Source organism: Desulforamulus aquiferis (genome assembly GCF_030577015.1).
Classification (GTDB): Bacteria; Bacillota; Desulfotomaculia; order Desulfotomaculales; family Desulfotomaculaceae; genus Desulfotomaculum; species Desulfotomaculum aquiferis.
This window is the reverse complement of sequence record NZ_JARPTC010000033.1, coordinates 1-20,769: the sequence shown is the minus strand read 5'-3', so window position 1 is coordinate 20,769 and position 20,769 is coordinate 1. Positions and strand designations below refer to the sequence as shown.

General features: G+C 41.5%; 23 protein-coding genes. 9 read left to right on the top strand and 14 right to left on the bottom strand.

Annotation, left to right across the window (positions count from 1 at the left end; genetic code table 11):
* Positions 1–452: 452 nt before the first annotated feature.
* A complete protein-coding gene (hflX, locus tag P6N53_RS17720) occupies positions 453–1,817 on the bottom strand; it encodes a GTPase HflX (RefSeq protein ID WP_308447278.1) in 1,365 nt (454 codons plus the stop codon).
* Between the two features lie 104 nt (positions 1,818–1,921).
* On the opposite strand from hflX, the gene P6N53_RS17715 reads away from it, so the two are divergent.
* Together P6N53_RS17715 and P6N53_RS17710 are read left to right on the top strand one after the other, a co-directional pair.
* Entirely contained in the window at positions 1,922–2,782 is an 861-nt protein-coding gene (locus P6N53_RS17715; protein WP_304545571.1) for a L,D-transpeptidase family protein, read from the top strand.
* Positions 2,783–2,850: 68 nt separating this feature from the next.
* A complete protein-coding gene (locus P6N53_RS17710) occupies positions 2,851–3,873 on the top strand; it encodes an alpha-hydroxy-acid oxidizing protein (RefSeq protein ID WP_304545569.1) in 1,023 nt (340 codons plus the stop codon).
* Positions 3,874–4,195: 322 nt separating this feature from the next.
* Here P6N53_RS17710 and P6N53_RS17705 read toward each other — a convergent pair whose 3' ends face one another.
* From P6N53_RS17705 to P6N53_RS17695, 3 genes are all read right to left on the bottom strand, one after another.
* Complete coding sequence (locus P6N53_RS17705; protein WP_304545567.1) at positions 4,196–4,828, bottom strand: CBS and ACT domain-containing protein; 633 nt, start codon at positions 4,826–4,828, stop codon at positions 4,196–4,198.
* A 123-nt stretch (positions 4,829–4,951) separates the two neighbouring features.
* The gene (locus tag P6N53_RS17700; protein ID WP_304545566.1) at positions 4,952–5,413 is read right to left on the bottom strand and encodes a flavin reductase family protein; all 462 of its coding nucleotides are present in this window, start codon (positions 5,411–5,413) and stop codon (positions 4,952–4,954) included.
* A gap of 382 nt (positions 5,414–5,795) precedes the next feature.
* Entirely contained in the window at positions 5,796–6,518 is a 723-nt protein-coding gene (locus P6N53_RS17695; protein ID WP_304545564.1) for a class I SAM-dependent methyltransferase, read from the bottom strand.
* Between the two features lie 174 nt (positions 6,519–6,692).
* On the opposite strand from P6N53_RS17695, the gene P6N53_RS17690 reads away from it, so the two are divergent.
* On the top strand, positions 6,693–6,902 hold the full coding sequence (locus tag P6N53_RS17690; protein WP_304545562.1) for a hypothetical protein: 210 nt from the start codon (positions 6,693–6,695) through the stop codon (positions 6,900–6,902).
* A 47-nt stretch (positions 6,903–6,949) separates the two neighbouring features.
* Here P6N53_RS17690 and sdaAA read toward each other — a convergent pair whose 3' ends face one another.
* Complete coding sequence (gene sdaAA, locus P6N53_RS17685; RefSeq protein ID WP_304545559.1) at positions 6,950–7,831, bottom strand: L-serine ammonia-lyase, iron-sulfur-dependent, subunit alpha; 882 nt, start codon at positions 7,829–7,831, stop codon at positions 6,950–6,952.
* A gap of 16 nt (positions 7,832–7,847) precedes the next feature.
* Complete coding sequence (sdaAB, locus tag P6N53_RS17680) at positions 7,848–8,510, bottom strand: L-serine ammonia-lyase, iron-sulfur-dependent subunit beta (RefSeq protein ID WP_304545557.1); 663 nt, start codon at positions 8,508–8,510, stop codon at positions 7,848–7,850.
* 281 nt (positions 8,511–8,791) lie between these two features.
* On the opposite strand from sdaAB, the gene P6N53_RS17675 reads away from it, so the two are divergent.
* A complete protein-coding gene (locus P6N53_RS17675) occupies positions 8,792–9,268 on the top strand; it encodes a MarR family transcriptional regulator (protein ID WP_304545555.1) in 477 nt (158 codons plus the stop codon).
* Between the two features lie 151 nt (positions 9,269–9,419).
* The gene (locus P6N53_RS17670) at positions 9,420–10,733 is read left to right on the top strand and encodes a PhoH family protein (RefSeq protein WP_304545553.1); all 1,314 of its coding nucleotides are present in this window, start codon (positions 9,420–9,422) and stop codon (positions 10,731–10,733) included.
* A 55-nt stretch (positions 10,734–10,788) separates the two neighbouring features.
* On the opposite strand, the gene P6N53_RS17665 is transcribed toward P6N53_RS17670, so the two are convergent.
* The 3 genes from P6N53_RS17665 to P6N53_RS17655 all read right to left on the bottom strand — a co-directional run bounded on the left by P6N53_RS17665 (position 10,789) and on the right by P6N53_RS17655 (position 12,106).
* A complete protein-coding gene (locus P6N53_RS17665) occupies positions 10,789–11,394 on the bottom strand; it encodes a hypothetical protein (protein ID WP_304545551.1) in 606 nt (201 codons plus the stop codon).
* 271 nt (positions 11,395–11,665) lie between these two features.
* Positions 11,666–11,890: a DUF2383 domain-containing protein gene (locus P6N53_RS17660; RefSeq protein ID WP_304545549.1), complete on the bottom strand. Its 225-nt coding sequence runs from the start codon at positions 11,888–11,890 to the stop codon at positions 11,666–11,668.
* 9 nt (positions 11,891–11,899) lie between these two features.
* Positions 11,900–12,106 (bottom strand): hypothetical protein, encoded by a 207-nt coding sequence (locus P6N53_RS17655; protein ID WP_304545547.1) that lies wholly within the window; start codon positions 12,104–12,106, stop codon positions 11,900–11,902.
* A gap of 133 nt (positions 12,107–12,239) precedes the next feature.
* On the opposite strand from P6N53_RS17655, the gene P6N53_RS17650 reads away from it, so the two are divergent.
* From P6N53_RS17650 to P6N53_RS17635, 4 genes are all read left to right on the top strand, one after another.
* Entirely contained in the window at positions 12,240–13,331 is a 1,092-nt protein-coding gene (locus tag P6N53_RS17650) for an NAD(P)/FAD-dependent oxidoreductase (protein ID WP_304545546.1), read from the top strand.
* A 164-nt stretch (positions 13,332–13,495) separates the two neighbouring features.
* Positions 13,496–13,759 (top strand): hypothetical protein, encoded by a 264-nt coding sequence (locus P6N53_RS17645; protein WP_304545544.1) that lies wholly within the window; start codon positions 13,496–13,498, stop codon positions 13,757–13,759.
* Between the two features lie 288 nt (positions 13,760–14,047).
* A complete protein-coding gene (locus tag P6N53_RS17640) occupies positions 14,048–14,179 on the top strand; it encodes a hypothetical protein (protein ID WP_304545542.1) in 132 nt (43 codons plus the stop codon).
* A 258-nt stretch (positions 14,180–14,437) separates the two neighbouring features.
* On the top strand, positions 14,438–15,583 hold the full coding sequence (locus tag P6N53_RS17635; protein ID WP_304545540.1) for a hypothetical protein: 1,146 nt from the start codon (positions 14,438–14,440) through the stop codon (positions 15,581–15,583).
* On the opposite strand, the gene P6N53_RS17630 is transcribed toward P6N53_RS17635, so the two are convergent.
* The 5 genes from P6N53_RS17630 to P6N53_RS17610 form a co-directional block, all read right to left on the bottom strand.
* Positions 15,567–16,055 (bottom strand): COG2426 family protein, encoded by a 489-nt coding sequence (locus tag P6N53_RS17630; RefSeq protein WP_304545538.1) that lies wholly within the window; start codon positions 16,053–16,055, stop codon positions 15,567–15,569. The genes P6N53_RS17635 and P6N53_RS17630 overlap by 17 nt on opposite strands.
* Positions 16,056–16,173: 118 nt before the next feature.
* On the bottom strand, positions 16,174–17,460 hold the full coding sequence (locus P6N53_RS17625) for a phenylacetate--CoA ligase family protein (protein WP_304545536.1): 1,287 nt from the start codon (positions 17,458–17,460) through the stop codon (positions 16,174–16,176).
* Position 17,461: 1 nt separating this feature from the next.
* Positions 17,462–18,052 (bottom strand): indolepyruvate oxidoreductase subunit beta, encoded by a 591-nt coding sequence (locus P6N53_RS17620; protein ID WP_304545535.1) that lies wholly within the window; start codon positions 18,050–18,052, stop codon positions 17,462–17,464.
* Entirely contained in the window at positions 18,049–19,845 is a 1,797-nt protein-coding gene (gene iorA / locus P6N53_RS17615) for an indolepyruvate ferredoxin oxidoreductase subunit alpha (RefSeq protein WP_304545533.1), read from the bottom strand. Before iorA ends, P6N53_RS17620 begins: the two co-directional genes overlap by 4 nt.
* 16 nt (positions 19,846–19,861) lie before the next feature.
* Positions 19,862–20,656 carry an energy-coupling factor transporter transmembrane component T family protein gene (locus P6N53_RS17610; protein ID WP_304545531.1) on the bottom strand — a complete coding sequence of 265 codons (795 nt, stop codon included), beginning with the start codon at positions 20,654–20,656 and terminating at the stop codon, positions 19,862–19,864.
* Positions 20,657–20,769: the final 113 nt, after the last annotated feature.

Sequence of the window (20,769 nt, the reverse complement as noted above, 5' to 3'; positions counted from 1 at the left end):
CTTGACGAGAATTCATTTGTGGTTGTCATAGTCTCGAGTTACCTCGACTTATGACTAAACCAAGTTGCATTCATCATCTACTGTTTAGTTTTCAAAGACCGTTTTGTTTGCCTGTCCTCTCGGCCAGGAATTACATCTTACCATGTCTCTCGCTCTGTTTCAAGTGCAAGTTTTTGGTAATTTTCATTTTCCCTCATCGCCTTAAGTAGCGACAAAAGCTATCTTACCATTTTGATTGCTTTCTATCAAGTGGTAATTTTTCTCTGTCACCTTGCAGCGACATTAGTTAGTTTAGCACCTTCAAACGGTACTTGCAAGATTCAATTTCTAGGTGCTCTTCCTTTATTTGGACAAGTACCGCGAACGTTTTTAATATTATCATAACATTCGACAATGGTCAAGTTTAAGTTGAAACTATTTAGGCTATCCTTATTTATACCAAATCTGGAGAATTAGCTGGATTTCAATCTTTCCTTAACTCTGTTTGCCCAGATAGAGCTAATCTCCGCCTCTACCTCTATTCCTTTTTCACCATACTTTTCACGAATAACCCTGCCCTTTTGATGTAATATGGAAGCAAGGTTAGCATTGTAATAAGGGATTGTTAATTTTACGGTAGTATATCTCTCCTTTAAACAATCTGTTATTAAGGATAGCAATTCCTCAATTCCTGCCCCTGTTGCAGCGGAAATTGGTACATTTGGACAGCCTGCTGAGTAAACATTATGCATATCTGCCACTAAATCTACTTTGTTATAAACCATAATGGAAGGTTTTTGCATTGCATCTAAAGAATTTAGTACTTTTTCTACAGCAGCAATTTGGTCTTCATTATTAGGATGGGAGGCATCAACCACGTGCAGAAGTAAATCCGCCTGCTGTACTTCCTCAAGGGTAGCACGAAAGGCCGCCACCAAATGGTGTGGTAGGTTTTGAATAAATCCCACCGTATCTGTTAGTAAAATAACATCATTGTTAGGAAGAACTACTCGCCGGGTTGTAGGGTCCAAAGTAGCAAAAAGTTTATCTTCCACCAACACCTCAGCCCCGGTTAGTCTTTTTAATAATGTACTTTTGCCCGCATTAGTATAACCAACCAGACTAACCATAGGCAAAGGTTCTGTCTTTCTTTCCGCCCTCAGTAAGGCCCGATGCTTTTGTACATCCGCTAGCTCTTTCTCTAAATCGGTAATGCGTTTTCTAATCCTTCTACGATCAGTCTCTAATTTTGTTTCGCCCGGCCCCCTTGTACCAATGCCGCCACCAAGTCTTGATAAGCTAGTGCCTTGTCCCATTAAACGTGGTAATAGGTACTTCAGTTGGGCAAGTTCCACCTGCAGTTTCCCTTCCTTGGTTTGGGCTCGTTTGGCGAATATATCTAAAATCAATTGTGTCCGATCGATAACCTTTACCCCAATGATATCTTCCAAATTCCTGGATTGGGCTGGAGAAAGCTCCCTATCGCTGATTACTAAGTTGGCCTCCATTTCCTGGCAATAATTTGCCAGTTCTTCCGCCTTTCCTTTACCAATAAAGGTTGCTGAATCAGGTCTCTGTCGTTTTTGCAGAAACTCTCCTAATACTATAGCGCCCGCTGTATCAGCGAGGCGGACAAGCTCCTCCACGGATTCAGAAGCTTTCTGCTCATGATCATTAGATAGCTTTACACCTACCAGAATAGCTCTTTCTTCAAAATTACTGTTTATATCGTGCAGAACATAACCCCCTTTGTTCTCCCTGCCTAGCATTATATTGATAAAGACTTTGGAAGGCAACCTTGCTGGAAAAATAATTTGGTCATAGACTCTTCCCCCCATTAATAGTCATTATTAAGACTTACTATAGGGGGGATACGAAAATAAAAGCTAGAATTATTAAGCTTACTCTGACATTACTCTGCACCTTAGTTTTGACTTTATTATTGTCCCCATTAAGGGCAGAGGCTGAAACCGGCAAGATAATTGTTATTAACAAAAAGAAAAATCAATTGGGCTATTACGAAGAAGGTTTATTAACTAAAGTTTTTCCAGTGGCAACGGGACAAAAACGAAGTTATACTCCAGAAGGACAATTCAAAGTTATAAGTAAAATTGTCAATCCACCCTATTATAAGCTAAACATTCCCGGAGGTAGTCCCTATAACCCGCTTGGGCCACGCTGGCTAGGTATTAGTGCCCCTGGTGGCACCTACGGGATTCATGGCAACAATAACCCAAATTCAATTGGAACCTATGCTTCTGCCGGCTGTATTCGTTTGAGGAATGAAGATATTAAATGGTTATATGATCATACTTCATTAGGTACTCCTGTAACAATTGTATGGAATGATTTAGATTTGACTACAGAATTAATTGACAGCAACCCTATAGCATTATACCTTAATAATGAAAGGATAATTTTCTCAATGGAAGGCAATATATTTTCACGACAGGATAAGCCATACATCTCCCTTCGATTACTGGGGCAAATTCTAGGCTATAGTATATCTTGGAACCAAAGGCTAAATTATATAGAAATAAAACTTGATGATGTGATTACAAGGCTAACACCAAACAGTACAATAATCTCAATCAATGACCAAATAAACGAGCTGGCCGAAGCTCCTTTAATTGTGCAAGGTAAATCTTACTTATCACAACCTACCATCGAAACAGTCTTTAACGTCAAGCTGGATTGGAATGCAACAAATAGAACTTTAAACATTACCTCAATAAACCAAACAGAAGATTTTAAAACAACTAAGCAAGGAATAGCACTTGAAGATGTCAGTGATGAATTTTAATTTTTGCAGGAATTAAACAATTACAGTAGAAACCTAATAATACAAACAATATAGGAGTGATTATGGAAATGGATTTTGCAACTGTTAAGAGCCAGGCCAAGGATCAACTAAAGGGCTTTTGCCGGGTTTGCCCAATATGTGATGGCCGCGTTTGTTCTGGTGAAGTTCCAGGTATGGGTGGAGTAGGTACAGGTATGTCCTTCCGGAATAACCTCACTGCCCTTGCTGCTTACAGTCTAAACATGCGAACCTTGCATGGTTGCAAAGAGCCCTCCACAGAAACCGAATTATTTGGCATCAAGCTTTCCACCCCCATAATGGCTGCCCCCATGACTGGCACCCCCTATAATATGGGTGGAACCATCGGTGAGAGGGATTTTATTGGTATGATTGTTTCTGGCAGTAAGCAGAGTGGAGCTATAGGTTGGACGGGAGATGGAGCAGACCCGACCATGTATGATTCGGGTCTTGAAGCAATTATCGCTGAACAAGGCCATGGTATTCCGGTAATCAAGCCCAGGGAACAGGGTGCTATAATAGAGCGTATTCGCCGGGCGGAAGATGCCGGCGCAAAGGCCATTGGCATGGATATTGATGGTGCCGGGCTGGTTACTATGGCTTTAAAGGGCCAACCAGTGGGGCCAAAAACCTTTGAAGAACTGAAAGAGATCGTGCAAGCTACAAAGTTGCCCTTTATATTAAAAGGTATAATGACCGTTGATGAGGCAGAGCTGGCAGTTTCAGCCGGGGTAAAAGCAATAGTTGTATCTAACCATGGCGGGCGAATTCTAGATTGCACCCCTGGAGCAGCAGCAGTTTTACCCGCAATCGCCGCAGCAGTTAAAGATAAAGTTACCATACTGGCTGATGGTGGAGTTCGCACAGGCGTAGACGTACTAAAACTTCTAGCTTTGGGAGCTGACGGAGTATTAGTAGGCCGACCACTAGTAGTTGGCGCATTTGGTGGTGATGCAGCAGGAGTGAAAATTATTTTAGATAAAATGAATGCTGAATTGAAACAGGCGATGATTTTAACCGGCTGTAGCACCATCGGGGAAATAACCCAGAATGTAATATATCAAGGTAAATAAAACAAGCCCACCAATCAGGTGGGCTTCAGATTGTCGAGAAACTACCTATATTCGGGTTTTAATAATCCCTCACGACTCCTCTCTCCGCAGTGGACAGCGCTAACCCCTTGCTTCGGGCGAAAATGGGCCGCCTTCGAGTAAACATCGTGTTTACCTCAGGCTTTCGCGGACGTCCATGTCCGCTCACCCATTTTCGCATCCTCAGCTTCGCGAAGCACTGTTTCCACTGCTCCGAATGTCGCTGCTCGGGATTATTAAAACCCAGTTATATCTTTTTCAACAGTCTGAAGCCCACCAATCGGTGGGCTTATTTGTGTTGACTTTAGTTGACGGAGAGAACTGGAATGCCTCTGGATTCTAATTCCTTAACCAATGGGTCAGGATCAACGGTATTGACTCTCACAACAATATTTAAAACATCGTTATCTTTTCTGTGAACCACAAATCCTCGAATATTTATATTCATTGCTTTAATAATATCGGTTAATTCTGCCAAGGCACCTACACGGTCATGGGACTGTAATACTAAGCGTGTGCCCGCCTTTTTTATTCCGAAAAACTCTATGAAAGCATCAAAAATATCACTTTGGGTAATGATGCCCGCCAGTTCATCCTTTTCCATAACCAGTAAACAATTGGCTTTGTTTTCTCTCATAATTAATGCAGCTTCTTCAATGGTTGTGTCTAAACCTACAGTTATAGGATTTTTAACCATGACTTCCCCAACAACCATCTTTGAGAGCAGGTAGTTCATTTCAAATACACTAAGGGTAGTGGCTGGTGATGGAGTAACTTGTAATAACTCCCGTTCTGTCACCAAACCTGCTAACTTACCCTTTTCAATTACAGGCAGTTGACGAATTTTTAACTTCTTCATTTTTTCTAAAGCTTCAAGAATGGGGGTACTTTTAGGAATCCCTATTGGAGATGTTGTCATACAATCTTTAACAAACATATTTGCTGACCTCCTTTATTAAATCGAGTACCTTAGGCCATTTATTAAATCAATTGTAATAGAAAGCACTAATGGTCGCAAGTAAAATAATCAAGAAATGGTCAAATTGAATTAGCTTATAATTTAATGTACCACACACATTTCTTGTTGATAATCTAAGTAAGTAAGAGGGGCCTCCATTGAACCTACCTCAGCATCTAAAATCTCTCCTACAAATACAGTATGGGTCTCAAGTTCTACAGTAGCTTGGTGGTCAACCTTACAGTCGAAATAACCAGGACATCCTTCCACAAAGGGGTTGCCCTGGTTACTTAGTCTATAGGTGTAACTTTCAAATTTATCAATTTGTCGGCCACTATTTCTTCCAAAATAATGGGCCATCTCACTCTGATTACGCCCAAGAAGGCATATTGAGAAAGTGCCTCTCTCCTTAACAAAATCATGGGTTAAGGTGTTTTTATTAATTGATGCTGCAATGAGGGGTGGGGAAAAAGTAAGTTGTGTAACACTACTGCAACACATGGCATTTGCTTTCTTGTCAAGAATAGTCCCCACTAAATACAAAATATTGTTTAACCTGGGCATACCAAAATTAATCTCTTTATTTTCTGGAGGAATTAGTATAAACCTATTGGACTCTAAGCCACATTTTTTACAGTTAAAAGGGGGGTTTTTTCCATAATGTTTAGATCCACAGGATGTGCATCTCCACAAATATACCGAACTGAACTTACCTGACATCAAAACTCCCCTTCCTTTGAAAATTGGCTTCCTCCAATTCTTTTTAAAGCAAACTAATAACTAGCTGTTCCCAGGAGATAATACCTAAAAGGAGGTGTGTCTTATGAAACAAAATGAACCTGCAAAAAATAACTTAAAACCTAAACCCTATAAACTTGTCCCAGGGGAAATATTCGCCAGCGAGGGTAAAGGCGGGTGCCGTGACGGAAAAAAGTAAGAGTAAAAATTATATTTTTTTAACAAGCACTGCTTGTGAAACTCCTATGGGAATATCAATATGCCTTAATAACTTAGCTTCTAGCTTTAACAAAGAAAATAGAAAACTGTTCATTATTCCCGTGCCAAATTGGAAATCTGTAATATTGCCCTTGCTAGGTGACAGGTTTCCAATTTTCCTTACCATTGCAACTGCTGGCAGCAGCAAAAAATTAAAGTATGTAATTCTTTCAATGGATAAGCCCACTTGTTGGACAACATTTTCTAACATTCCATAGTTATACCTTCTAAAATGCTCATTTAAATCGTCATGTTTTCCCCATAACCAAGAAAAGGCAGGTACACTTATAGCAATAACCCCCCCCGGCCGGACAACCCTTTTTAATTCTTCCAAAGCTTTAATTTCATCTGGTAAGTGTTCTAATACATCCAAACATAAGATTATATCAAAGGTATCATTCTTAAAGGGCAATTCCATAATTGAATGGCAACTTGCAGGTAACCCCACCTTCTGACAATGCTCTACCATTTCGTCAGAGATGTCGATCCCTAGCACAGTTCCATATTTTGTCATAGCTTCCATGGTTCCCCCAGCCCCGCAACCTGCGTCCAATATATGCAGGTCAGAAGAAAGATAAGGAGCTAATAATTTGGTAATAATTTCCCGCCTTCCCTTATACCACCAGTGATTTCGTTCCATCTGAACCATATTTAGGTAAATGATATTCTCCATACTAAATATTTTATCTAAACTTTACCAATTCTATTCTCGACATATGTATATTACTTTTCAAAGCTCTGTCGAACGCTTCTATGATATCGACATTTGTACTCATGATTCTCCGAAGGTATATCAGCATGTTATGGTGAATGTGTTGTCATCAAAGAAATTGGAGGCGTTTATATAATGGTGAACCTTTACAAGCATGTTGAAGAAATTTCCCAAGAAAAGATTGTCAACCTAGCAGATTTCCAGGAGATTAATATAGTTAGTGATAAGCAGACAGTTAACCACATAAAAAAACTCTCTAAGGAAACTGGATTACCTGTTTCAAGGGTTATTGAGGCAATGATTAGAGCTGCGCTAGATGATCTGCCAGCTGCTGCTGGAAGATAAACCATAACACTTAAAAACAGGGTGGCTTAATATGGCACCCTGTTTCGTTATTTTGCTTGGGAGTTTATCTTTTCATCCAATTCCTTGCCTGTTGGGGTCATTGCTAGTCCTGCCAGGGAAGTTTCCCTTAGACAGGAAGGTATCAGGTTACCTATTTTATACATGGCCTCAATAACCTCGTCACAGGGTATTACACTGGTGATTCCAGCCATAGCCATGTCAGCGGCCACAATAGCCACTGCTGCACCCATGGAGTTTCTCTTAACACAGGGAACTTCCACAAGCCCTGCCACAGGATCACAGGTAAGACCCAACAGGTTTTTCAACGCTATAGCTGCAGCATGGGCACTGTCCTCAGGAGTGCCCCCTGCCAGCTCAACCACTGCTGATGCCGCCATGGCTGCAGCTGCGCCAATTTCTGCCTGACAACCTCCCGCTGCTCCAGAAATCGTAGCGTTATTGGCTATAACATAACCAATACCACCTGCATTAAACAATGCGTATATTAACCTTTCTCGCTCACAACCCAATTCCTTTGCTGTGGCTAAAAGACAACCCGGCAATACCCCACTAGAGCCCGCAGTTGGAGTGGCCACTATTAGTCCCATGGCTGCGTTAACCTCCGAGGTGGCCAGAGAATAATTAACGGCATCCAGGATGACACCCCTGGCAAGACTATGACCGCTTTTGGCATGGTTTTTCAGGCGTAAGGCATCGCCACCCGTAAGACCACTACGGGACATCACCTTTTCATTCATTCCCCGTTCCACTGCCTGCTCCATAACCAGTAAGTTCTTTTCCATTAAAGCATAGACATCTTCCCTATTTCTGCCAGTGGCTAGTATTTCTTGCTCCATGGCCACTTGTCCAATGGTTGTTCCTTCATTTTTTGCCAGTTCAACCAGTTCTGCTACTGTACGATATTTCAATGACTTGCTCCTTTCTTTAGGGATTTAAAAGAGCTACTTGATACACATGACTTATATTCTTTACGGACTGGATTGTTTCATCATTAATATCCTGGTCAGTTTCAATAACCATAAGGGCCAAATCTCCCTTGGATCTCCTAGCCACCTCCATATGTCCTATGTTAATTTGACTGAGGGCTAAAATCTGAGCAACCTGGGCAATTGCCCCATATCTATCGTGGTGAAACACCAGCAGGCTAGGACTTTCTCCACTTAATGATATTTTAAAACCTTCAATTTCTTTGATGGAGATTTTCCCTCCCCCCAATGAGACTCCGATCAATTCCAAGGCCCCTTCCTTATCACTTAATCGGATTTTCGCTGTGTTTGGATGTTCCAGATCCTCCTTAATGATCCTAAGGTCCACTGTAACTCCGTATTGCTTAGCCAACTCTATGGAATTAACTATACTTTGGTCGTCAGTATCAAAATTCAGCACTCCACCCACTATCGCAATATCCGTGCCATGTCCCCTGAATGTCTGGGCAAAGGAGCCATAGAGGGCAATCTCAGCTCTTTCCGGCTGCCTGCCAAAAATACTTCTGGCTATCCTCCCAATGCGAACTGCACCGGCAGTATGGGAGCTAGATGGACCAATCATCACTGGCCCAATAATATCAAAAATTGTATTATAACCCATATAGTATCCCCTCACAAACAATTTACAGGTAACATAATATCATTCAATTAAAACAAACTCAATACAAGTCCCAGGAAAGACCCGCCCTTTATCACCTTACTCTAAATTATTTTCATAAAGTATAAATATTACTAGAATAATTAGCATATTATGCTAAAAACAAAACATTAAAATATTTCTGAATATTTAATATGTTTTTACTATTACTGTTTACTAGTGAACGAATTAATGATATTCTTAATATACTAACTATTCTCAATATTGTATAGCGAGGTGTTACTATGGAACAGGAATTGGTCCAACAGGCTGAACAATTAAAGGACTTAATTAGGACTTTAAATCGTAAATTTCGCCAATACATGATGGCTCAAACCGCCGGTTGCGGCTTAACAGTTCCTCAACTTCACCTAATGCAGGAATTATTTCAGAACCCAGGAATTACTTTGGGTGAATTAAGTGTAAGATTGGGATTGGCTAAAAGCACTGTATCTGGCATTGTAGATCGATTGGAAAAACAGGGTAAAGTAATACGGCGTCGCAATGACAATGACCGACGTGTAGTTCATATAGATCTAGCACCCCAGGTTATGGAATTTAGTCAAAACCTATCCTTTATGAGAACTAATTACCTAGCCGGCCTATTAGCCTCAATGAACGAAGCAGAAATAAACGGCTTATTGGTAGGCCTGGACAGGCTTAATCAGTTTATGGTCCAGGAAACAGATGGGTTTGGTTCAGCTGAACCTGATCTAGATTAAAAAACTTGTTTAAAAAACCACCACTGGTGGTTTTTGTTGCTTAATTGTCGGGTTATTAAGCATTGTTAATGCGTTCTAAATATACACCTCCTTGGATAAGTTTGTAAAAAGGTAATTAAAGAATTTAAATAAACATCCAGGAGGGGACGTTGTGCAAGTTAGGGTATTAGATACAAATGTATTATTAGATCGCCCAATAACAGAAATTATTTCTTCCTTCAGCCCCTGTAAAATTGTCATACCCCTAGCTGTGGTTAATGAGTTAGACCGTTTTAAAGGATTAGAAGATGCCCGGGGGCACTGTGCTAGAATGGCCATTCGGTTTTTGGATGGTCTGCGTCCACAGTTGCACCGGGGCGTTTTTCTTACCAGCGGCCATCAAATTATGGTTGAGGTAAATCACTGCAATGTTTTATTGCCCGAATATCTGCCCAGAGACAAAGTAGATACCCGCATCTTGGCAATCGCTAAAGGCCTGAAAGAGGAGCAGTCTGAACCTGTAACACTAATAACCCAGGATATATGTCAGAGAGTAATGGCCGATACCTTGGGGATTTCTGCGGAAAACTACGCCGTCGAACAGGTAAATCTTGATGTTTTATATTCAGGCTGGACCACCTTGGAGATATCCTACGATGAGGTACAAGATTTTTACCAGTTTGGAAGTATAAATGTTTCCAACAATTTATTAGAAAATCAATTTGTTTGTATGGAAGATAATCTTGGGGGGAGACATCTAGGTTGTTATAAAAAGGGGAAAATATTCCCTTTGCGTAGGGAACTTCACGCCTTTGGCTTAGGTCCCGCTGATGGTAATCTAGAACAAGCTTTCTTAATGGACGCTCTTCTAAATCCACATATTCAATTAGTTAGTATATTAGGCCCGGCAGGTACTGGTAAAACACTATTGGCCCTAGCCGCTGGACTACAGCAGGTGGTTAATCAACGTCTTTACTCAAAGCTGATAGTTACCAGAGCCCTTATTCCACACTGTCGGGATATTGGCGCTCTCCCCGGTACAAAAAAGGAAAAACTGACCCCTTGGATGGCAGCCATTTATGATAATTTAGAGTTTCTCACCAGGAACTTTGTAGCAAACAAACATGATGAGAGGTGCCCTCCTGCTGAAAGGGTCGAAAAATTCTTAGAGGAGGGTTTTATAGAATTAGAGGCCCTAACCTACATTAGAGGGCGCTCAATTCCTAAACAGTGGATTTTAATCGACGAAGCCCAAAATCTTACCAAAGAAAACATAAAAACTATAATTACCCGGGCAGGTATAGGAAGTAAAATCGTTTTAACTGGCGATATTCAACAAATAGATAATTATCGCCTTACCGCCACCAGCAATGGCTTTGTCACCTTAATTGATGCCTTTAAAAACCAAGATTTATATGCCCACATAACCCTTTCCAAGACTGAGCGTAGCCGTTTAGCTGCATTAGGTGTAGAGCTGCTGCCATAATCAAATAGCTTTTAGATAAATAAAATTCCAGGTGTTTTTCAACACCCGGAATTTTTCATTTTCCGTAATTAATTGAAATTTTTGGTCCAGAACCGCCCTTAACAACAGGATAATTCATTACAGTTGGCTTTAAAAATAAACTTTCTTGCCCCCCTAATACTGGTTCGTCGGAATACACTGCCCCAGGCTGAATGGCTGCTAAATCCTCTTCCTGATCAGCACTATCATCATTTGCTTCAACTGCAGTTTGTTGATCAACTAATAATTCTATCTCACTTAATTCATAAGTATGGTTTTCAATCTCATTTCCCAACTCTGATTCCATATCTTCCGGCTCAACTAAGGGTTCCATCTCATCAACCATTTCTTCGTAATCCTGCTCATTATATTCCGGTTTATGGGCAGGTTGCTGATAATTGTACTCCTTCTCAGGATAGTTATCTGCTAAAGGTTTATTAAAGTATTCAGAGATTTCCCCATCTGTTAAGCCTACAGCCACCTTTTGCCCCACCTGGTCCTTATCTTCATCCACAATATCCGGTCCCTCATTCTTCTTTGAACTCAAGCCAGTTACAGACACTGCTTTTTGTGACAAGTATAGCAGAATGAAGATGAGAAATAAGCTGAAGCTATTAGAGCCGAATCCACGATCACCTGCCACCTGCATAACCCCTTTCTCCATCAATTTTGGTAAATTTAACCCTGGTATATATTACGGAGAAATATCCCAGATGTTACTATATAACTCAATCAATTGGCTATGAGTATTGCAACCTTTTTCTGGGTAAACTTAGCAGTACATCAAAGAAAGGATGGCAGATACCATGGAATTATGGCTCTTCACACTATTAGTGTCATTAATTGGCCTAGCTACTGCAGCCTGGTTTAAAATTTTGACCTTTCTGGATGAAAAATAACCTTCTTGAAACAAATTAATTTTTTAACTTTGCCAATATTTTTGTAACACTGGAGGGTTTATTTTCAATTGCAACAATCTCCTTTTGCAGCACCTCAATGTGTTTCATCTCCTCATCCCTAAACTTTAGAAACATTTTACGGGCAACAGGATTTCGTATTTGTACCGCTGCCTCATTATAAAAAAATTGGCTGAATATTTTATCTTCTAGGACATCATTCAGCTGATTTAGATTATCCATGGTAACCCCCTATTTTATATCTAATTTGATCATTTCTTGTTCTATTTCAGCCACATGACTTTGTGCTGTAGAAGAAAACACTTGGAATAGCTTCTTCATTCTTTTATCCCTGCTAGTCTCGGCTAAATGTGTAAATTTTTCCTTTCTCAACATCTCCTTGTCTAAAGCAAACTTAAAGATATAGTTTGTAATTTCCTTTTCGGTAAGCTTAGCCATTTTTTCACCACCAATCTAATTTGTTCCTTTAATATATTGGCAATATTAACTAACCTTAATACCTAATAAAAGGCATATTATTAATAATTCTGAGGAAAATAATTATTAACTTATGATCAAAAGGGGGATATCCATGCCTAAAGTTGCCATAATCGGTGCTGGAATTTCTGGCCTTGCTGCAGCAATAGAATTGAAAAGAAATGGAATATCTCCCGTAGTTTTTGAAGAAAAAAATAAAGTTGGACCTGCTGTTTCTTTTGCTAATGTATCCTTCAAGTTTCTCTTCCGCCCTATTTGTGATCAAATAAAATACCTAAAAGATACTTATAACCTAGAAATAAAGCCCATAAGTGATATTAATCTTTTAAAAATACAGGGGCCTAATAAAAGGTTTACAGTTTCGAGTCATTTGGGATATAGCTTTCTGAGGGGAAAGGATGCCCATTCAATTGAATCCCAATTGGCCGCCCAACTTGCATACCCGATAGAATATGATTCCAATGTAAAGCACGAGGATTTACTCAAGGAATTTGACTATCTCCTAGTAGCCGACGGTAATGGATCCTGGAGTAAAAAACTCACTATTTGGCAGAGTACTCTACGGGCCTGGATACGAGGTGCAACTGTTCTTGGCCGTTTTAACCCCCATGAAATTAAAATGTGGTTGAACACCAGCTATGCAAAATCAGGCTATGCATACTTAATCCCCATGGGCCAGGAAAGGGCTTCCTTAATATTAACAGTCCCTTATACCACCCATGAAGAACTAAATCAACAGTGGAAATCCTTTATTGATACAGAAAAGATTAACCCTGAGGTGGTTGAGTTATGGGATATAGAATTTGAATCAGGTCTAAGCTATCCTCATCAGGTAGGAAACACCTTCTTAGTTGGTGCCAGTGGAGGATTTGTCGGAAGTTTATTATGTTCGGGGCTATTTCCCAGCCTAATAAGCGGCTTTGAAGCTGCCCGGGCAATATCAGTGGGTACTGATTACAGCAAAACCATGGAGCCATATTTTACAAACATGAAACGTCAATTCAACCTCCGCCAATTATGGGACGGCTTAGACAACCATAATTTAGATCGAATGGTTTCATTGCTTAATATCAAACCGGTTAAATATGGCCTCTTAAATAGCAATTTCGATATCTTAAAAAGTGCTGACTCCTTAATAGGATATTTCAAAAGGAGAGAAAAATCTATCTTAGGTCAGAACAGATAAGTAGCTGCTTCATATTATAAAAAGAGATATTACTCCCTGGAATTTATTTGAACTTTTTACCAACCGGGGCAAGTAGCTATTTACCGAAAATTAACAGTAAAACGTCTAATTATTAATACATATGCTTTATAATCAGATAAAGTTTGTCAGAAGGGAGAGTTAACATGCTAAACAGGGTTTTTCAAATTAACCCCAGGGATAGGCAGTATAAAAAACCCACATCCTTTGTTGAGGAACTGGGTTATGGCGAAACTAGTAATAATCACCAAAATACCTATTGGCGTGTAAAAAATGACGGTCATATGTGGTTGGCTGAATCCTGCGTAAGAGGTTTTGGTGATAGTCGTGCTTTTAAGGCCTCCTCCGATGCGGAGAAGTGGGCCCGGGATTATGCTTATTCCAAGGCAAAACCTTGGGGAGGCTTTTAGCCTTTGGTTCTTTAGTGTGAAAGTAGCAGCATAATAAAAATTTATTTGCTTTCTCAAAAAGAACCCACTTTCCAGGTGGGTTAATTTATTTTCCTTCTAGTCTTCCAGGTACCCTCCCTTCACTAATTTCCCACAAATATTAGTATGCGAATAGTTCCTATCCGGTTTTGTTCTGTATTTTAGCAATCTTTGATATTGTTTTCCTATTACAACATCTTTGTGCTTTTATTCACAAACTAAATTTTTTATGCTATAATTTCCTCAATAAACCAAAAGGGGGAATAAAAAATGACAAAGGATACTATGGCTTTGGTAATGGAGAACTGCAACTACATCCTGGACCGCATCATGGACATAAAAACCACTCCTGCTCAGGGACCAATCTTCGATATCGTTATTAAAAAAGGTCTTAATCAGTAGCCCTCTGTAACCCAAAGAAACCCCTGGAAAAAATCCTGGGGATTTTTTTTTGCTCTTTTAAATCCAGAAACCCTCCAAGGCTGGAGGGTTTCCTTTAACAAGCTAAAAGAGTAAACATTACTCTGCCAGCCTGGTAATAGTATTATGAGCATTTTAGCTTAACAATATTAGTAGTTTTATTTAGTAATAGATGTCATAAAACATAAACATTTAGAAACTGGTGATACTGTAATTCAAATTGGTTTTTGGAGGTGTCCATTGTCTTACCATATTTCTGAAGATACCCTATTTGAATATATGGTTGCCTTCATTCTAAGAAACAATGGCTACATTGCAGGCGTACCTAGACGCAAATTGGGAGGTCGTGGTACCCAGCACCAAATAGGAGTTATAGGCATTGATTTAAACAACAGTCCCTTTTGTTTAAATACAGTATTACTGGTGGCTTCAAGGGGTCCCAGTAATTCTGATCCTGTTAATGACATGCAAATCGTAAGAAACCTGAAGGCAACCATTCTAGATTTAGAGCAAACCCTTCCTTCAAGGAGAGAATTGATTAGAGATTTGTTAGATAATAATAGGGGCGACCTATTCCATCGTATTTACGGTGGAAAGAAACTAAAGGAGACTCTCACTGTAAATTATGTAGGAGGCATATTTGTTGCCGGGGAATTTTCGCAGCCTGCCTGGGAGTATGCCAATGCCCATGGCATTTATGTCGTTCATCTCCCTGACACCATCGCGGACAATCACATTTCCCTCTGGCAAGGAAAGATTCGTATGCTCATAAAAAATATTATGAATAGTGACGGCTCCTTCAAACTACCTGGACTTGCTAAAAAAACTAAAAAGCTCCCCGAATTTAGGGAGCTGCTTAGCCTGCTTCAAAGACCTTTAACCGATGATTTACCTCCGGAAAAGAGTCATGACTTATTTACAATCTTTAATGAACTCATTAGAACAGAAGAGATGGTGCCCCTTTCCCGGAGTCTGAGTAGAATAGCCTTGGCAACCATCAACGGCTACCCGGTCGTCCTTGAGTACAATCTAGGCTACAAGTCTCTGGTTGATGCGGCCTTGTCAATTTATGAAAGAAAGATTCGCAGGTTAAAATCAGTGGCCACGGCAACAACCTACAAACCCCTGGATGTTGTACATCTGAAAATCACAACTGTTTCACCCACCATGAATAATCAGGTATTGAAATTTGACTATGGTGTTAGTGATGAAGATGTTCCTACTTCCATTGAGGGGTTGGCAGGATCAATTTATATCCCCAGCACCCTATTAGATAAGAGGTCTGTAAAAAGGTTTCGCCTAAAAATGCCCCTGAAGGCCGGACTTAGTTTAGTCTGTGAATTTTCATCCTCCCCAAGAGAGACGGCAACTAAAATAAGTGTTTAAACACTAGCAGCCCCCCGGTAACAGCCATTGTAACAATAATCCCAGCTATAATAATTCCTGCTGCCACCACAGCAAGGGCTTTGACTGGCCGTATCCCTAATAAAAAGGCTAGGATACAGCCAGTCCAGGCCCCTGTGCCTGGTGCAGGAATTGAGACAAATAATAACAGCCCCCAAGGACCATATTTTTCTATTAGCTCTCCCCTTTTTGCTGATCTATTGTAAAGCCAGTTAAACCACCTGCTGATCCATGGCAGCTTTTCTTCCAGAAGCTTTTGCAGTGGTCCTAGCAAATATAAAATAGCAATGGGTGGGGCAATATTTCCCAGTACGGACCAGCCAAGGGCAGTTAACGGCTCCATCTTAAGTACTCCAATGGCATAGGGAATTGCTCCCCTAAGCTCTATTACAGGTAATGCTGCTATAATGAACACCATTAGCTCTTGTGGTAAACCCCTTAGTAGCTCAAACAAGTCCTCACACCTCAAAGTTGTTCATAATTTCCATTTCTCTCTATTATTCCATAAATATGCATAAAAGAAAATCAATTGTTAATTAATAAAAAACCCGTTCTCTCGAACGGGATAGCACCTATAAATTTTCTTCCCTTAGATCAAAAACCCTTTTGCTTTTTCTCTCAGTTCGAGGTAGCGAGCCATAACCCACCACTTCAATCTGTGTAAGAATACCGATGCGAGATTTAATATTCCTGCGGCATTCTTCTGCCACCATTGCAGGATCACTGCCATCCTGTCCTTCGATTTTAATCAGGATTTGATCCTTACCCTCGGATCTGGTTAAAATAATCTGATACTCACTACTTGCCCCTTTGGACAGCTTGAGGACATGATCAATTTGACCAGGATAAATATTAACTCCTTTGATTTTAATCATATCATCGGTTCTTCCTAATATCCTATCAATCATTGGGAAAGGCGATCCACAGGTACAGGTTTCTAAACGTAAGCGTGTAATATCATGGGTGCGGTATCTTATAAGGGGCATACCTTCTTTAGTTAAGGTAGTAATAACTAATTCTCCCTGTTGCCCAGGACTTTTTTGTTCTCCGGTAGCCGGGTCTATAATTTCAAACAGCAGGTAGTCTGACCAATAGTGTAAACCGTCGTGGTTACTACAGTCGATGGCGATACCGGGGCCGTATATTTCTGTTAAGCCATAAATATCAAAGGTTTCGATACCAATGAGATCAGCGATTCTAGCTCGCATTTTATCTCCCCAGCGCTCACTCCCGAAAACACCCACCCTAAGGTTGGTTTTCTCTTTGATACCACGTCTGCTAATCTCCTCTGCCAGCAGCAAGCCGTAGGAGGATGTACCAATTAATACTGTGGAACCTAGATCCTCCATCATTTCCAATTGCTTTTCTGTATTTCCTGGTCCGGTGGGAATAGCCATGGCACCTAATAGCTCCACTCCGGCCTGAAAACCGATTCCAGCGGTCCAGAGTCCGTAACCAGGGGTTACCTGTACCCTATCCCGCTTAGTTAAACCTGCCATGGCCAAACAACGGGCCATCATTTCAGACCAGGTATCCACATCCTTGGCTGTATAGGGAATGACAATTGGTTTGCCCGTGGTTCCAGAGGAGGAATGAATCCTCACTATTTCCTCATCTGGAACAGCTTGTAAGCCCAAGGGGTAACCAATCCTCAGCTCAGATTTGGTGGTAAAGGGAAGCTTGCCAAGGTCTTTGACAGTTTTTATCTCCTCAGGTTTAATGCCTGCAGAATCCAGCTTTTGACGGTAGAAGGGTGATTGCTCATACACCCTCTTGATGGTTTTTTGAAGTTTATCAGCCTGCTCACTAAAAAGATTATTATAGTTATAAATGGTTTTTTGCTCAAGTACCACCGACATCTTAGGCACCTCCCATGGCTTGTTGACCCAACTCAAAGGCCTTTAAATTGACTTGGTGCAGCCTGGGCGGAATTAGGTCCAACATAACTTCTTTTAATAAATAATCCTCGAAGGGAAGCACATTTAATGACGATAGGGCCCCTAGCATAACTATATTAGTTGCTTTACCCGTGCCAGCTTGAACCGCCAGGGCAGTAGCATCAATGAAATGCAGGTTTTCAGTATTTTCCTTGAGGTACAGGGCTAACTTTACCGGATTATACTCTGATAAACCCAGGGAAACCGATACAGGAAAAATGTTCTCTGTATTGGCCAGCACAACCCCTCCCCTTTTCACTTTAGGCAGCCCACGAACTGTTTCCGCCAGTTCAAAACCTAACAATACATCTCCCCCACCATCAGGTATTAGGGCGCCATACTGGCCAAAACCCATTCTCACCTGACTCATCACCACACCCTCCCGTTGGGCCATGCCAATGGCCTCGGAGGTTTTAACCGGCAGACCAAATTCCATGGCTGCCCTGGCTATAATTCGTGAGGCTAACACGTTGCCCTGACCGCCAACACCTGTTATTACAACATCTAATCTCACTTGGCCACACCTCCCTCGCAAATTGCCCCGGCAGGGCAAATTTGCCCACAGAGGTTACATCCGGTACAGGCTGCACCGATAACCGGTCCCTCGGTTCCTCTGGATATGGCAGGGCAGCCTAGCTCTTCGATACAGATCCCGCAATCTAAACATTTTTCTTTGTTTAACTTCATCGGCATATTTTTCCCTTTAGTTAAGGCCACGCATTCCCTTCTCATAACCACAAGGGAAACTCCCTCATAGTCCAGGGCCTCCTTTGCAGCGGCTACTGCCCTTTGATGTTCAAGGGGGTCAATCACCCTGACATGCTTTACACCACAGGCTTCGGCCAGTTTGGCAATGTCAAGGGGTTCCACCGGCTCACCGATGGCATTGCGTTCCAGCCCTGGATGGCTTTGATGGCCGGTCATGCCTGTAGTTCTATTATCAAGAACCACAACCGTTTGATTGGCTCCATTATGAACTGCGTTTATTAACCCGGGAATTCCTGTATGAAAAAAGGTGGAATCCCCAAGGAAGGCAACTACTTTTCTATCCTGCTCTACTATTTGCAAGCCCGAGCCTATGGTGATGCTGGCTCCCATACAGAGACAGGTATCTACGGCATTTAGGGGTGCCATGTTGCCTAAGGTATAACAACCTATATCCCCAGTGAATATGGCATCCCTTCCGGCCGCTTGCTTAAAGGCATAGAAGGAGGCCCTGTGGGGGCAACCGGAACATAGTACGGGAGGTCTCACCGGCAGCGGTGGAAGTTCTCCCACTGCTTCCTTTTGCCTATCTATCTTTAAAAATTCTCCCAGGATATTCATTACCTTATCTACATTTAATTCCCCTTCCCGGGGTACTAACTGACCGTGCTTTCCCCTTAAAATCAAGGGGCGCTTGTGCTGCCAAATAAGTTTTATTATTTGATCCTCTACAACCGGCTCCTGCTCTTCAATCACCAGTACCCGATCAACCTTATCCAGGAATCCCAGCACCAGATTTGACGGCATGGGATAAGGGGTACCCAATTTAAGCACAGGTATCTCTAAGCCCATTAAATCAAGGGCTTCCATGACATAATTATAGGCGACACCGGTGGTAACTATCCCACTGGCTCCAGTCCCATTAATAAGTTTATTAAAGGGACTCTGCTCAAATATTTCCCTAGCAGTTTCCTGCTGCTTATTAAGCCAAGCATGACGCTTGATGGCTAAACTGGGAAAAATGACCCAGCCAGGACTTTTTTCAAAACCATCCCCCTGTTGGAGTTCCCTTTCTTCTCCCAAGGTTACATCCTGACAAACGTGACAAGTCCTTGTGGTGGGACGAAGAATCACCGGTAACCCCAATTTTTCAGAAAGCTCAAAGGCATCTTTCAACATATCCTTGGCTTCCTGGGGTGTTGAGGGATCTAATACAGGTAGTTTGGCAAATTGGGCAAACTTCCTGGTATCCTGCTCATTCTGGGAACTATGGGGACCGGGATCGTCCGCCACAACCAGTACCAATCCACCTTTAACGCCAATGTAAGCCAAGGTCATCAAGGGATCACCCGCTACATTTAAACCCACCTGCTTCATGGTGACCATGGCCCTGGCTCCAGCATAAGCTGCACCAGCCGCCACTTCCAGGGCTACCTTTTCATTAACTGACCACTCAGCATGAAAACCATAATCCTTGGCCATGTTGGCCAGGGTAGAAAATATTTCTGAAGAGGGGGTACCTGGGTATCCGGTAACCACACGAACCCCTGCTTCTACTGCCCCGTGAGCCATGGCTTCATTGCCCATTAACAATTTCTTCATAAAGTTTTACCCCCGTTTAGTATTGAACAGTCCCAAGGCCCTGAAACCTAAGTATCAGTGCCACAATAATAATTACAACCGTTAATGCTATAAAAATCAAGTCAGCTTTGCCTATAATAGGCTCTTTATAATAGGTGCGGTTACTGCTGCCGTAGCCCCTGGTCTCCATAGCAATGGCCAAACGCTCAGCCTTTTTTAGAGAAATGAGTACTAAGGGCAGTGAAACACTGATATAAGACTTTACTTTTTTGAAAGGGTTGCCACTATCCACGGGGCACCCTCTTACCTGCTGGGCGTAGCTTACCTGGACTGCCTCACTAAGAAAGGTTGGTACAAAACGAAGCGCGGTCATAAACATAAATACATAATCGTAAGGCAGCTTCAGTTTCTCCGTAAGGGCTAATACAATATCTTTAAATTGAGTTGTTGCCAAAAAGACAAGGAAGCTTAAAACAATAGTCATCATTCTTAGTCCCATGGCTAGACCCAGTAAAATTGCTTCCGTGGTAATGGCCAATCTATCCCCAGGCAGTAAATAAAAAAGTACATGTTCACCTTTAAAAAATAATACCTGCAGTAAAACCAAAATTCCGGCAAATATGGTAAGTCCCTTTAATACGAAGGCTAAATCCTTCATAACCTTGCCAATGGCAGCCACAGCCACCACCGAGGTAAATACTGCCATTAGATAAAAAATATCGTTAAAGGCTAAGGCTAAAATCATTACCCCAAGTGCCCAGGCCAACTTACTCAGGGGATGTAAAGTGTGCACCATGGAATCGCGATATACATATTCAATAACTCGAGCCATTTAATCTCCCTCCTGTACCTTCTGAAGATAGGTGTACATCTCATCCACCGTTAAAATGACTTCGGAACTTGGGGCAAGCCTACTTCCCAGCATTGTTATCTGGGGCGGTTCTA

Excerpts from the sequence above, each read along its gene's own strand:
- hflX (WP_308447278.1), bottom strand. The coding sequence starts at position 1,817 with ATGGGGGGAAGAGTCTATGACCAAATTATTTTTCCAGCAAGGTTGCCT.
- P6N53_RS17710 (WP_304545569.1), top strand. The coding sequence starts at position 2,851 with ATGGATTTTGCAACTGTTAAGAGCCAGGCCAAGGATCAACTAAAGGGC.
- P6N53_RS17645 (WP_304545544.1), top strand. The coding sequence starts at position 13,496 with ATGCTAAACAGGGTTTTTCAAATTAACCCCAGGGATAGGCAGTATAAA.
- P6N53_RS17660 (WP_304545549.1), bottom strand. The coding sequence starts at position 11,890 with ATGGATAATCTAAATCAGCTGAATGATGTCCTAGAAGATAAAATATTC.
- iorA (WP_304545533.1), bottom strand. The coding sequence starts at position 19,845 with ATGAAGAAATTGTTAATGGGCAATGAAGCCATGGCTCACGGGGCAGTA.
- P6N53_RS17650 (WP_304545546.1), top strand. The coding sequence starts at position 12,240 with ATGCCTAAAGTTGCCATAATCGGTGCTGGAATTTCTGGCCTTGCTGCA.
- sdaAB (WP_304545557.1), bottom strand. The coding sequence starts at position 8,510 with ATGGGTTATAATACAATTTTTGATATTATTGGGCCAGTGATGATTGGT.
- P6N53_RS17695 (WP_304545564.1), bottom strand. The coding sequence starts at position 6,518 with ATGGAGAATATCATTTACCTAAATATGGTTCAGATGGAACGAAATCAC.
- P6N53_RS17690 (WP_304545562.1), top strand. The coding sequence starts at position 6,693 with ATGGTGAACCTTTACAAGCATGTTGAAGAAATTTCCCAAGAAAAGATT.
- P6N53_RS17625 (WP_304545536.1), bottom strand. The coding sequence starts at position 17,460 with ATGTCGGTGGTACTTGAGCAAAAAACCATTTATAACTATAATAATCTT.
- P6N53_RS17610 (WP_304545531.1), bottom strand. The coding sequence starts at position 20,656 with ATGGCTCGAGTTATTGAATATGTATATCGCGATTCCATGGTGCACACT.
- P6N53_RS17640 (WP_304545542.1), top strand. The coding sequence starts at position 14,048 with ATGACAAAGGATACTATGGCTTTGGTAATGGAGAACTGCAACTACATC.
- P6N53_RS17675 (WP_304545555.1), top strand. The coding sequence starts at position 8,792 with ATGGAACAGGAATTGGTCCAACAGGCTGAACAATTAAAGGACTTAATT.
- P6N53_RS17700 (WP_304545566.1), bottom strand. The coding sequence starts at position 5,413 with ATGCCCAGGTTAAACAATATTTTGTATTTAGTGGGGACTATTCTTGAC.
- P6N53_RS17705 (WP_304545567.1), bottom strand. The coding sequence starts at position 4,828 with ATGTTTGTTAAAGATTGTATGACAACATCTCCAATAGGGATTCCTAAA.
- P6N53_RS17655 (WP_304545547.1), bottom strand. The coding sequence starts at position 12,106 with ATGGCTAAGCTTACCGAAAAGGAAATTACAAACTATATCTTTAAGTTT.